We start from the raw sequence: 12,146 nt of genomic DNA, 5'->3' as shown, positions 1-12,146 counted from the left end.
GGTCTGGGCTTCGGGCTGCGCGTCCGGGTGGGCGGGCGGCTGCTGGGCCGGACGGGCGGCGGCGTGTCGCTCACGGTGCCCGCCGGCGTCGAGGACGTGGTCGGCGCGGTCGGCGTGGGCTCCGGCGTGCTGTCCTCGGGGGAGGGCGCCGGCTCCTCCTCCGTGATCGCGGGCTCCGGCGCGCCGGGGTCGGTCGTGGCCGGCGTGATCCTCGTGACCTGCGCCTGCAGGACCGGCTTGTCCTCGGCGGCGTTGACCAGCAGCACGATGGTGGTGGCCAGCACGCCGACGGCGGTGACGCCGATGGCCAGCTTGGCGGGCAGCGTACGCAGGAGGCGCGACGGGTCGCGGAAGCGGGTCTCGGCCAGCGCCGTGCTCGTCGCGGCCGGCTCGTCCAGCGCGGTCGGGAAGAGCAGCACCAGCATGCCCGCCAGGGCGGCCAGACGGCGGCGCCCGCGCTCCTCCCAGTCGGGACCGTACGCCCGGCCTGCCACGGCCTCCAGTTCGGTCAGGAACGCCTCGGCCGACGACGGGCGGTCGGCCGGGTCCTTGGCCAGGCCGCGTCCGACCAGCTCGCGCAGGTGCTCGGGCACGTCGCCGAGCGGCGGGGCGGCGCTCTGGTGCTGGCGGGCCAGCGCGGCCAGGTTGGCCGCGCGGAAGGGGCGGGCGCCGGTCAGGCACTCGAAGAAGACGACGGCGGCCGCGTAGACGTCGGTGGCGGGCCCCGCGGGCGCACCCGACCACTGCTCAGGAGCCATGTACGGCGGCGTGCCCGCGGGGCTCGCGCCCTGGCCCGTCCTGACCGCGATGCCGAAGTCGACCAGCTTGCTGGTGCCGTCGCCCTGCACCATGACGTTCTCGGGCTTGAAGTCGCGGTGGACGACGCCGACCGCGTGCGCCGAGGCCAGGCCCTTGAGTGAGCCCTTGAGCACGGTCATGGCCGCCTCGGGGCCCGTGGGGCCCTCGGACCTGATGAGCTCGCGCAACGAGACGCCGTTGATGAGCTCCATGATGATCGCCGCGCCCCCGCCGCTCTCGACGTAGTCGATCAGACGGGCGTGATAGGCGCTCTGGAGCGTGGCGAGCAGCCTGGCCTCGTGCCGGAACCTGGCCACGAACCCCACGTCGGAGCGGAGCTCGTCGCTGAGGTATTTGATGGCCACCTCGATGCCGTCGTAGTCGCGGCGGGCCAGAACCACGCGACCCGCGGCGCCCGCTCCGAGCTCGCGAACCGCGGTATAGCCAGGGACCCCCCACTGGCCATCACCATGCATAGCGGTCTCCTCTGGAGTCGTGTGCGGGCCCCCACCCTCATCAAACGGTCCGTAGCTTAACCAGAGGGAACCACAATCCCGCTACTGATATCGCCAGATGTCAGCATTGTCACCTGACGGTGCCAGGGGACTCAGGGCGCGGGCTGTGACTCGGCTGGTCATCCGGCTCTTCCTCGGGACATTCCGGTGTGCTGCCGGAGGCGGTGGAGCCGCCGTTGCCCGCCGCCGGCACGGTGGCGGCCGTCACCGTCCACGTCGAGCCGCAACGCGCCTCGACCGGGAGACGCAGGGTCCTCGTGTACGAGGTGCCGCCCGACAGCGTGACCGTCCGCGTGCCCAGACGCTCGCCCCCGGCCGCGAACGTGACGGTGAGGCGTACCCGCTGGGTGTCCGACGTCGTCACCGCGACGGTCGCGGCCAGTGCGCCGCCGGAGAGGGCGGCCCGCTGGACGGACACCCGCGTCACGGCGGGAGGGCACGAGACCTTGGCCCGCGCGGTGGCCGTCCTGCCGCCCGCGCGCACGGTCACCGACAGCGTCGCGCCGCACGGGCGCGACCGGAAGGTGTGCGCGAGCGAGCGGGTGTACGAGGTCCGGCCCGACAGGTCCGCGGAGCGGGTCGCGACCCGGTCCCCGTTGACCGCGAACTCGGCCCGTACGGGGATCTCCGCCGTACCGCTCGCGCGCACCCGCAGCCGGGCGGTCGCCGTGCGGCCAGGCGCGGCCGGCAGGCCGAGCGAGACGCGCAGTCCCGTCACCTCGGTCGGGCAGGGCGGCAGCGACAGCGTGTCCGACCCGGCGCCGCCGGCCGCGGCGGGCGACGTGGTGACGCCCAGCCGGAGCGTGCCGCCGCACGCACGCTCTCCCATGGCCCAGGTGAGCGTGCGGGTGTACGACGTGGCGCCACTCAGGCGTACCCGCTGCACCCGGCCGTCCGTGCCGGGGGCCCGCCAGGTCGCGACGGCCACGACGGGCGCGGTGCCGCTGGTGCGCAGGGTGACCGTGGCCCGGGCGACCCCTTTGCCGTCCACCGTGAGCCCGCCGACGCCCACCCGCAACACGGAGGTCGCCGGCGAGGGCGTCGGCGTGGGGGTGCCTACCGGGGTGGTGGTCGTGCCCGGGTTGCGTACGGGGGTGGTGGTCGTGCCGGGACTGCGTACGGGCTGAAGGGACGCGCCCGGGGTCCGGGCCGGGGTGGCACCGGGCGTCCGGGCCGGCGGGGACGCGCCGGGCGTGCGGGCCGGGCCGGTGGTCGTGCGCCGCGGGGCGGCGCTCTCCTCGGGGTCCGCGCCCGCCGAGCTCGGCGGCGTGCCGGCGGACGTCGGGCCGGGAGTGCTCTCGGACGCCGCATCGGGCGTGCTGCCGGGTGGGGTGCCTTCGGTGGGTGTCCCCGCCGAGGGCGTGGACTCGGGCCCGGCGCCGGGCGTCTCCGGCGGGCCCGACACCGGTCCGGTGGAGAGCTCCGTCGGCGGCATCACGGCCGCCGCGCCGATCGGATCAGGTGGGGGCGGTTGCCGGTTGAGCAGCACGACCGCCACGGTCACGGCCGCCGCGGCGGCCACGCCGGCGGTCACGACCACGCGGGCCGCCTTGGAACGCATCCCCCGTAACACCTTGACGCGGGTCGCCCGCGCGCGCGTCCCGCGCAGCACGCGGGTCGCTTTCGAACCCGTCCCGCGCAACACGCGGGTCGCTTCCGGATCCGTCCCGCGGAACACCGTCCTGGCCAGCGACGTGCCGACCTCGGGAACGGGCGTCTCGGGCCGGGGCAGCAGCAGGGCGAGCAGCACGACGAGCGCCGCCAGCCGCCGCCTGCCGCGCTCCTCCCAGTCGTCGCCGTACGCCTCCCTGGCGATGGCCTCCACCTCGGCCACGAACGCCGACGCGCTCGCCGGCCGCAGCGCCGGGTCCTTGGCCAGGCCGCGGGTGATCAGCCCGCGCACCGGCTCGGGAACGTCGTGGGCGGGCACCGGGGCGTACAGGTGCTGGTATCCCAGGACGCTGGGCTCGGTGGACCGGTACGGCCGGTGCCCGGTGAGGCACTCGAAGAAGACGGCCGTGGCCGCGTACACGTCGGTCGCGGGGGAGGCGGGCTGCCGATCCCACAGCTCGGGCGCCATGTAGGGAGGCGTGCCCTCGGTGCGTGCGGCCGTTCCCTGAGGCACCGCGATGCCGAAGTCGACGAGCTTGCTCACCCCGTCGTCGCGGACGATCACGTTCTCCGGCTTGTAGTCCCGGTGCACGAGGCCGAGCGCGTGCGCCTTGGCCAGGCCGAGCAGCGAGCCCTTCAGCACGACGAGCGCCGCCTCCGGCCCGGTCGTGCCGTTCTCGCGCAGCAGCGCACGCAACGAGACGCCGTTGACGAGCTCCATCACGATGGCCGCGCCGTGCGGGTCCTGGACGTATTCCCACAACGTCGCGATGTGCGGGTCGCGCAGCGTGATCAGCAGCCGCGCCTCCGACTGGAACCTGGCCAGCGCGGCGGGATCGTGCAGCAGCCGCGAGGAGAGGTATTTGATCGCGACCTCGACGCCCGTCTCGTCGTGGACGGCCAGCGCGACCCGCCCGCCGGCGCCCTCCCCGAGCTGCTTGACCTCGGTGTAACCCGGAGCGCTCCACCGCATATGCCTCTCCCATCAGGATGGCCCACCTGATGAGACGTCTGATCAAGGGCTCAGGTTTTCCAGGTGTGCCTGCTCTATGGAACTACTCCCTGGAGAGAACGTGAACGGGCGTGGCGATACCTTCTGGGAGTACCGGATCGGGCTCCGGTTCGCCGTAGGACGTGACGAGGGGTACCACCCCGGCCCACACGGGCAGGTCGTAGTCCTCCTCCTCGTCCTTCGGCGCCCCGCGCCGGATCTTGACCGACGCCTCCTCCAGCGACAGCGCGAGCACGGTCGTGGCGGCCAGCTCCTTGCGCGAGGGCCGCCTGGCGTAGTCCCACTGGCCGGGCGCGAGGTGTTCGGACAGCGCCCGCAGCGCCTCCATGCGCTCGTCGGCGTCCGTCACGAGCCGGGGCCGGCCGTAGATGATCGCCGAGCGGTAGTTGAAGGAGTGGTTGAAGATCGAGCGGGCGAGCACGATGCCGTCGAGGTGTGTCACCGTCACGCACACCTCGCTCCCGTCGCCGGCCCGCAGGGACCGTGCGCCGGTGGACCCGTGCAGGTAGAGGGTGTCGCCGATGCGCCCGTAGCCGGTCGGCACGACCATGGGGTGGCCGTCGGCGACCACGCCCAGGTGGCAGACCAGGGCGGTGTCGAGCACCTCGTAGAGGTCGTTCCTGTCGGTGCTGCCGCGCTCCTTGGCGCGGCCGAGCGTGGTGCGTGAAGTGGTCGAGAGCATATTTCGACCGTACGGGCGAAGTGGACCTATCCTGTAGGGCCACTATCGGCCCCTTCGTAGAGACCACTTTCGCTCGTGCACACTCCGCCGTCCACCGCGGGCCGCCGACCGCAGCCTACCGCCCGCACACACGTCGACCTGCCCGTATCCCTGTCGCGCGACTCCGCGGAGCCGCTCACGGCGCAGCTGGCCGGCTGGCTGCGCCGTGCCATGCTCGACGGCGCCCTCGCGCCCGGTGAGCGGCTGCCGTCCACGCGGGCGCTCGCGGTCCAGCTGGCGGTGAGCAGGACCGTGGTCACCGAGGCCTACCAGCAGCTGTACGCCGAGGGCTGGCTGGACGGGCGGCACGGCTCCGGCACGTACGTGGCCGACATGGAACCCCGGCGCCCCAGGAAGCGGCCGTCACCGGAGGCGCGCGTGCTCCCCGGGCCGCCGTCCGCGCCGGGTGTGATCGACCTCACGCCGGGCCGGCCCTGGGTGCGCGACCACGACCGGGCCGCGTGGAAGCGGGCCTGGCGCAAGGCGGCCGACCTGCCGCCAGGGGAGTCGCCCGACCCCTACGGCCTGCCGCGCCTCCGTGAGCTGCTCGCCGACCACCTGCGCCGGGCCAGGGGGGTGGCCGTCGGCCCCGAGAACGTCCTGGTCACCCGGGGCACCGGCAACGGGCTCGACCTGTGCGCGCTGGCGCTGCTCGGCGCGGGCGCCAGGGCGGGGGTCGAGGATCCCGGCTACCACGTGGCGCGCACGGTCTTCGCGGCCAGGGGCGCGGAGGTGGTGCCGTGCCCGGTGGACGCCGACGGCGTCGTCGTCGACGGGCTCCCGCGCGACCTGCGCGTGCTCTACACCACGCCCGCCCACCAGTACCCCCTGGGCGGCCGGCTGCCGATCCCGCGCAGGGAACGCCTGCTGGCCTGGGCCAGGAGCACCGGCGCGACGATCGTCGAGGACGACTACGACGCCGAGTTCCGCTACGACGTGGCCCCGCTGCCCGCCCTCCACGGCCTCGACCCCGAGCGGGTGGTGCTCCTGGGCACGCTCTCCAAGACCCTCACCCCCGACGTCGGGGTCGGCTGGCTCGTCGGCGACCCCGCGTTCGTCGACCGCGTCGCCGGGCTGCGCCGCACGGTGGCCGACCGCACCAGCGGCCCCGTGCAGCAGGCCGTCGCCACCCTCCTGGAGCGCGGCGACCTCGACCGGCACCTGCGCAGGATGCGCCTGGAATACGCGCGCCGCCGCGCACTGGTCGTCGAGCTGCTCGGGCCCGTCTGCAGGCTGCGCGGCGACACGGCGGGGCTGCACGTGCTGGCCGAGCTGCCCGAGGCCGTCGCGCTCGCCGTCGTCGAAGAGGCCAGGCAGCGCGGCGTCCTGCTCGACTCCATCGAGCCCCACCACCACGGCCGTCCCCGCCTGCACGGCCTGGTCATCGGCTACGGCTCGGCCTCCCACGCCGACGTCCGGCGCGGCTGCCACATCGTGGCCGAGCTGATCAGGCGGTTGACGGGCTGACGGGGCCGTCCGGAGGCCGCAGGCGGCTGAGGACGGGCAGGGCGCGGGCGACGTGGAGCGGATCGACGGGCAGCACGTTCGCGGCCCACCAGCGGGCGGGGCCGGGGTGCGGCGACGCCTCGGCGAAGGCGGGGGCGTAGTCGTCGTAGGGCGGGTCGTACAGGTAGCCCGTCGCCACCCCGTGCCGCTCCAGCGCGGCGATGGCCGCGTCCCTGTCGCGCACCAGCAGCGGCACGCGGAACAACGGCTGGTCCAGGTGGTCGCGTACGGCGGGCGCGGCCGTGGGCAGCTCGGCCAGCCGCCGGACGCCCGCCAGGCGCCGCCCCCGCGCGCGGGGGACCTGGTTCGCCCTTCTCGACTGGTACCAGCGCACGAGATGGCCCCGGCGGCGGCGGTAGTCGTGCAGGTCGGCGCGGACCCAGGGGTCGAACGGCGGCAGCGCGGGCGCCTGCTTGAGCGCCAGCCGCAGCCCTTCGGGGTCGAGCGGGATGCGGTAACCGTCGCGCGGCTCGTGCAGGCCGAGGGCCCGGGAGAGGGCGAGCGCGGGGCGTACGAGGTTGGTGCGCAGCGCCACCTGGCGGGCCGCGGACGTGGCGACGCTCATCAGGTCGGCGCGCAGGGAGCCCGGGGCCAGCAGGAGGTCGCGGGCGCGCGTCAGCGCCTCCAGGTCGGACTTGTCCTCGACGGCGAGCACGCCGCCCGAGCCGGCCCCCGCGTGCTTGGAGAGGCTGAAGACGCCCGCCTGGCCGAACGTCCCCAGCGGCCGGCCGTCGACGTGGCTCTCCAGGGCGTGGGCCACGTCCTCGATGAGGATCTTGCCGGTGAAGGCGGAGACGCGGTCGGGCAGGCCGTACAGGTTGGTCGTCAGGACGGCGTCCACACCGTCGAGATCGACCCGTGAGACGTCGATGTTGCCGTCACGGGGGGAGAGCGGCGCGATCACCGGCCGCAGCCCGGCCGCCAGCACGAGGAACAGGATCTCGTCGGCGGAGACGGGTGACATGAGCAGCCGCTGACCGGGCAGGCACCAGTGGCGCAACGCCAGGTAGAGGCCGAGCCGGTTCGAAGGAAGCGACAGACAGTGACGGCCCGTGCGCTCTGCGATTAAATTCATCCTTGTAGGACAGTACGCAGCTTTCCGTAGGTTTTCAACGCTTTGTCGGCCGTCTTGAGCAGCAGCGGGTTGGCCATCACCGCGGCGCGGGTCCGGCGCGCGGGCACCCGCAGCAGCCAGTGCACCCCCGCCGCCGCGCCGGCCCTGGCCACGCGCCCCTCGGCCACCTGGAGCTCGCCGGTCTTCAGCTTGTCTTTGTACTCCTTCTGGCCGCGGCCCATGTCGATGACCCGGATGCCGGACCCGGCGGCGCGCTCGGCCATCGCCAGGTGGTGGATGAGGCCGGGGGAGTATTTCGCGAAGCGCGGGTCGTAGGCGGGGAACCAGCCGACCAGCGTGGTGCTCGTGCGCAGCCCGAAGTGCCCGGCCACCGGCTGGTCGTCGGCGTAGACCATGTCGAGCACCCCGGCGAAGCTCTCCGACCGGATGGCCAGCAGCCGCTCGACCAGCTCCACGATCCACCGCTGGGAGAAGCGGTCGGTGCGGCCCGTGCGGCGGTATTGGTCGGTCTTCCAGCCGAGCAGCGTGCGCAGCGGCGCCACGTCGGCGCTCGCGTAGTCGTGGCGGATCTTCCCGGCCTCGCGTTCCAGCTTGCGCGCCTTGGCCAGGGTTGATTTGTACGTCTTGCCGGAGTGCTGCCTCAGGAACTCGGTGTAGTGCTCGTAACCCTCGCTCAGGTCGATGATCGGCGAGGGGTGCCGCTCGTGCCGGGAGTCGAGCAGCGGCTGCCCGGCCACCAGGTGGTCGAACTCGTAGACCGACAGACCGCAGTCCTTGATCAGCCGGCCGGGGTCGAGCTCGAGGTCCTTGGCGTGGACGATGCCCTGCGCGTCGGTGAGCCCGGCGGCGACGGGCTTGCCGATGCCCAGCGGATGCCGCTCGAAGGGGAAGAACCCGACGATCTCCGGGCCGTCGTGCAGCACGGCCACGCGGACGACGTCGCGTACCTCGCCCACCGTGATCGTGAACTCGGGCGACAAAAACGGGTTGTCGAAGACGGTGCCGGGCTCCTGCAGGCTCCGCCACCGATCGATCTCGGGCTCTCCCAGCTCACGAGGCAGGGCAAGGGTGACGCGCATGGTCTCCTACTGTGTGCTGCCACTCTCTATCCAGCGTCTGGGCAGACGTATACCCAGGGTAGAGGATCTCAGGTCATGAGGATCGTCCCTGGTCTGGAACGTTACGCAACTCTCAGCTGGCATTCAGCACCGAATGAGGTTCTAATGTGTGTTCATGACCGTACCTGGGATCGACCACGCCGGCCTGGTCGCGTGGATGGGCCGGAACGTGCCCGACGCCGGCGAGCCCCTGTCCGTCTCGCTGATCTCGGGCGGACGGTCGAACCTGACGTATGTGGTCGAGGCCCGCGACCGCCGGCTGGTCCTGCGCAGGCCGCCGCTCGGTCACGTGCTGCCGACCGCCCACGACATGCGGCGCGAGTTCCGGGTCATCTCGGCGCTCGCGCCGACGCCCGTGCCGGTGCCGTGCCCTGTCGCGTTCTGCGCCGACGAGGACGTGATCGGGGCCCCGTTCTACCTCATGGAGCACGTGCCGGGCGTCGCCGTGCGGACCAGGGAAGAGCTCGGCGAGCACACGCCTGAGCAGGCGCGGCGGCTGTCGGAGCGGCTGGCCGAGGTGCTGGCCGCCATCCACGCCGTCGACTACCGCGAGGTGGGGCTGGCCGGCTTCGGGCGGCCGGAGGGCTACCTGGCCAGGCAGCTCGACCGGTGGGGCCAGCAGTGGGAGCGCTCGAAGACGGCGGAGTCGCCGGATTACGACCGGCTCGCCGGCCGGCTGCGCGAGCGGCTGCCCGCCGAGTCGGCCGGCACGCTGGTGCACGGCGACTACCGGCTCGACAACACGCTGATCAGGCTGGGGGAGCTCGAGATCGCGGCCGTGGTCGACTGGGAGATGTCCACCCTCGGTGACCCGCTGGCCGACCTGGGGCTCACGCTGACGTACTGGCACGACGCCGGGGACGACGAGCGGGCGGGGATCCCGGTGGCGGGCGACGTGACGGTGGCGCCCGGGTTCATGAACGCGGCCGAGTTCGCGAGCCACTACATCAAAGCGTCAGGTCGGGAAATTTCCGATCTTGGGTTTTATGTGGCCTTCGGCAACTTCAAGCTGGCGGTCATCGTGGAGGGTATCCACGCCCGCTTCCGGCAAGGTAAGACCGTGGGGGAGGGGTTCGACCGCATCGGCTCCGCCGTACCCACGCTGATCGCCCGCGCCCACCGCATGCTCGACCAGCACTGACAGCCCCGAGCCCGGCAGATCCCGAGACGCTCGACCAGCCTGGACCCCCGGTTCCGACCCCGCGAGGAGCGCCATGAGCACAGTTGCACTGATCACCGGAGCGGCCAGCGGCATCGGAGCCGCCGTGGCACGCCGGCTGGCGGCAGGAGGGGCGAAATGCGTGCTCGTCGACCGCGACGGCGAGGGCGCGGAACGCCTGGGCAAGGAGGTCGGCGGCGTCTGGCTGGAGGCCGACGTCAGCCACGAGGAGGCCTCGCTCGAAGCCGTCGCGCTGGCCGAGCGGCACTACGGCCGGCTCGACCTGGTCCACCTCAACGCCGGCGTCAGCGGGCGGGTGGACCTGGCGGACTTCGACGCCGAACGGTACCGCCAGGTGGTGGGCGTGAACGTGGACGGCGTCGTCTTCGGCGTACGGGCCGGCGTCCCGCTCCTCGCCCGTTCCGGCGGCGGTGCCATCGTGGCGACCGCGTCGCTGGCCGGGCTCGTGGCCTTCTCCGGCGACCCGGTCTACACGATGACCAAGCACGCCGTCGTCGGCCTCGTCAGGGCGCTGGCCGAGCCGCTGGCTGCCCGGAACATTCGCATCGGCGCTGTCTGCCCCGGCTTCACCGACACGCCGCTGGTCGCCGAAACACGAGAGATGTTCGTCAACGCCGGCTTCCCGCTGCTCACCGCCGACGACGTGGCCGCCGCCGTCGAGTCCGCCTTCTACGCGGAGACCCCGGGCGCCCTCCTCATCGTCCAGCCCGGGAGGCAGCCGGTCCCCTACCGCTACGCGGGGGTGCCCGGCCCGGCCGGCGGTCAGCGGCCACCACGTGCGGATTGACGAATAGCGATTTGTGAGCAAGACGATTAGCCTCATCAGGCCGGTGCTGCGTCCGGCCTTTCTGTAGGGTCGCCCCTTGGTGGGCCCGTGTGGATGAGGAGCGTTCAGTGATTCCGACCGATGGCCGTCATGCGCGCCGGCGATCGCCCTGGCCGATCGCCCTTGGAGCCGGCATTCTCGCGGTCATTCTCGTGGCGGGCATCATGGTCTACACCTCGCTCAACTCCGGGGAACGCAGCGAGTTCAGCGGTGCCGAGGTCGCCACGACGGTGCCCAGCGAGCCGGCTCCCAAGCTGGACAAGCCGCCCGCGCTGGCCAACTGGCCGCGCTGGGGCGTCACGCACACGCAGTACGGCGCCGACACCGAGTCCGAGCACGTCCAGGACCAGGCCAGGGGCATGTTCGGCCGGGTGCCGATGGTGCAGAACCAGCACATCATGGGCTGGGGAGTCGGCAACCCCGAGCCGAGCCCGGGGCAGTTCAACTTCCGCGACCTCGACCGGCGGCTGACCTTCATGGCGTCGTCGCGAGGGGTGCCGGTGATCACGCTGTGCTGCGCGCCCGACTGGATGAAGGGCGGCAAGGCCGGGCGCACCGACTGGAGCAAGAACCACACCGTCGCCCCCGAGCCCGAGCACTACGACGACTTCGCCGAACTCGCCGTCAAGGTCGCCAAGCAGTACCCGACCGTCAAGCACTACATGGTCTGGAACGAGTTCAAGGGCTTCTGGAACGCGACCACCAACAAGTGGGACGCCAAGGCGTACACCGCGCTGTACAACAAGGTCTACACGGCCTTGAAGAAGGTGAACGGCGACATCCAGGTCGGCGGCCCGTACGTCCCGATCGACAGCAGCGAGAACCCCCTGGAGCCTTCCGAGCTCACCGGCTCATGGGGGAGCGTCGACCAGCGCGCGCTCGACGCGATCCAGTACTGGATCGACAACAAGCAGGGCGCCGACTTCATCGTGGTCGACGGCGCGTCGATGACCACCGACAAGGGCAACATCCCCGACGACTTCGGCGCCCAGGCCAAGTTCGGCGCCATCACCTCGTGGCTGCGGCAGAAGAGCGGCGACCTGCCGGTCTGGTGGGCGGAGTGGTACGTCGAGCCGGAGAACTCCGGCTGGAGCGAGCAGCAGCGCACGGCGGTCCAGGCGACGGCGCTGATGGAGTTCGCCGAGAGCGGCGTCACCACGGCGCTCTACTGGAACCCGCAGCAGAAGGACAAGGGCGGGTGCCCCGGCTGCCTGTGGGAGCCGAAAGTGGGTGACGAGATGCCGATGGCCGGCCTGCTGAGCGGGTTCACCAAGTGGTTCCCCGCCGGGGTCGAGGTCACCAAGGTCCGCACCTCCGACCGGCGCGTCAGAGCCATCGGCCAGGAGCGCCAGGTCGTCATGGTGAACATGTCCGGCGAAGCGGTCAACGCGACCGTCGACGGCAGACGGGTCACCCTGCGCCCTTATGAGATCAAGTGGGCCGGCCGGGGCATGTGAGCACCGGACGGGAGCCCGCCACCAGCTGCCCGCCCTGGCCGCCGCCGGCTACCGCGTCGTGGCCCCGACCAGCGCGGGCGGGCGCGGTGAGACCGACGTGCCGCCGCGGGTGACCGACTACACGATCGACCACCTCGTCGGCGACCGGGAGGGCGACTACGGGAGCACCGCGATGCTGGACCTGCTGTCCGGCCGGTCGAGGTCGGTGCCCGGCCTGCGGGACACTCTGGTCCTGGGCGGCTGCGGGCACTGGATCCAGCAGGAACGCCCGGAGGAGGTCGACGAGGCGCTGATCGAGTTCTTGGACTCGCTCTGACGGTCGGCCTG

The 12,146-nt window shown here is 72.6% G+C and carries 10 protein-coding genes; 5 read left to right on the top strand and 5 right to left on the bottom strand.

Annotated elements, in window-relative coordinates; genetic code table 11:
• From E1295_RS08450 to E1295_RS08440, 3 genes are all read right to left on the bottom strand, one after another.
• Positions 1-1,274: serine/threonine-protein kinase (locus E1295_RS08450; RefSeq protein ID WP_132629269.1), on the bottom strand; the 1,274-nt coding region annotated here is incomplete at its 3' end.
• A 109-nt stretch (positions 1,275-1,383) separates the two neighbouring features.
• Positions 1,384-3,897, bottom strand: coding sequence for a serine/threonine protein kinase (locus tag E1295_RS50770; RefSeq protein WP_132629267.1), 2,514 nt, complete (start codon positions 3,895-3,897; stop codon positions 1,384-1,386).
• An 82-nt stretch (positions 3,898-3,979) separates the two neighbouring features.
• Positions 3,980-4,618, bottom strand: a complete 639-nt coding sequence (locus E1295_RS08440; RefSeq protein ID WP_132629265.1) for a pyridoxamine 5'-phosphate oxidase family protein — start codon at positions 4,616-4,618, stop codon at positions 3,980-3,982.
• Between the two features lie 75 nt (positions 4,619-4,693).
• On the opposite strand from E1295_RS08440, the gene pdxR reads away from it, so the two are divergent.
• On the top strand, positions 4,694-6,124 hold the full coding sequence (gene pdxR / locus E1295_RS08435) for a MocR-like pyridoxine biosynthesis transcription factor PdxR (protein WP_132629263.1): 1,431 nt from the start codon (positions 4,694-4,696) through the stop codon (positions 6,122-6,124).
• Here the strand turns inward: pdxR and E1295_RS08430 are convergent.
• On the bottom strand, positions 6,105-7,238 hold the full coding sequence (locus E1295_RS08430) for a DegT/DnrJ/EryC1/StrS family aminotransferase (protein WP_220448603.1): 1,134 nt from the start codon (positions 7,236-7,238) through the stop codon (positions 6,105-6,107). The two genes, pdxR and E1295_RS08430, sit on opposite strands and share 20 nt — an antisense overlap.
• The gene (locus E1295_RS08425) at positions 7,235-8,317 is read right to left on the bottom strand and encodes a GNAT family N-acetyltransferase (protein WP_166427145.1); all 1,083 of its coding nucleotides are present in this window, start codon (positions 8,315-8,317) and stop codon (positions 7,235-7,237) included. Before E1295_RS08425 ends, E1295_RS08430 begins: the two co-directional genes overlap by 4 nt.
• Before the next feature lie 154 nt (positions 8,318-8,471).
• Here E1295_RS08425 and E1295_RS08420 point away from each other — a divergent pair, with 154 nt between their 5' ends.
• The 4 genes from E1295_RS08420 (at position 8,472) to E1295_RS08405 (ending at position 12,135) form a co-directional block, all read left to right on the top strand.
• Positions 8,472-9,497, top strand: coding sequence for a phosphotransferase family protein (locus E1295_RS08420; RefSeq protein WP_132629261.1), 1,026 nt, complete (start codon positions 8,472-8,474; stop codon positions 9,495-9,497).
• A gap of 73 nt (positions 9,498-9,570) precedes the next feature.
• Positions 9,571-10,323 carry an SDR family oxidoreductase gene (locus E1295_RS08415; RefSeq protein WP_132629259.1) on the top strand — a complete coding sequence of 251 codons (753 nt, stop codon included), beginning with the start codon at positions 9,571-9,573 and terminating at the stop codon, positions 10,321-10,323.
• 107 nt (positions 10,324-10,430) lie between these two features.
• A complete protein-coding gene (locus tag E1295_RS08410) occupies positions 10,431-11,819 on the top strand; it encodes a GH39 family glycosyl hydrolase (protein ID WP_246079915.1) in 1,389 nt (462 codons plus the stop codon).
• Positions 11,788-12,135, top strand: a complete 348-nt coding sequence (locus E1295_RS08405; RefSeq protein WP_132629257.1) for an alpha/beta fold hydrolase — start codon at positions 11,788-11,790, stop codon at positions 12,133-12,135. The genes E1295_RS08410 and E1295_RS08405 overlap by 32 nt, the downstream gene beginning before the upstream one ends.
• Positions 12,136-12,146 lie beyond the last annotated feature (11 nt).

The sequence above is a fragment of the Nonomuraea mesophila genome (assembly GCF_004352805.1).
Lineage (GTDB): Bacteria > Actinomycetota > Actinomycetes > Streptosporangiales > Streptosporangiaceae > Nonomuraea > Nonomuraea longispora.
Note: the sequence above shows the minus strand (reverse complement) of the source record. Positions and strands in the feature narration are given on the sequence as shown.

Coding starts and splice junctions, on each gene's coding strand:
- E1295_RS50770 (WP_132629267.1), bottom strand. CDS start 3,897: ATGCGGTGGAGCGCTCCGGGTTACACCGAGGTCAAGCAGCTCGGGGAG.
- E1295_RS08440 (WP_132629265.1), bottom strand. CDS start 4,618: ATGCTCTCGACCACTTCACGCACCACGCTCGGCCGCGCCAAGGAGCGC.
- E1295_RS08405 (WP_132629257.1), top strand. CDS start 11,788: ATGAGATCAAGTGGGCCGGCCGGGGCATGTGAGCACCGGACGGGAGCC.
- E1295_RS08430 (WP_220448603.1), bottom strand. CDS start 7,238: ATGAATTTAATCGCAGAGCGCACGGGCCGTCACTGTCTGTCGCTTCCT.
- E1295_RS08420 (WP_132629261.1), top strand. CDS start 8,472: ATGACCGTACCTGGGATCGACCACGCCGGCCTGGTCGCGTGGATGGGC.
- E1295_RS08415 (WP_132629259.1), top strand. CDS start 9,571: ATGAGCACAGTTGCACTGATCACCGGAGCGGCCAGCGGCATCGGAGCC.
- E1295_RS08425 (WP_166427145.1), bottom strand. CDS start 8,317: ATGCGCGTCACCCTTGCCCTGCCTCGTGAGCTGGGAGAGCCCGAGATC.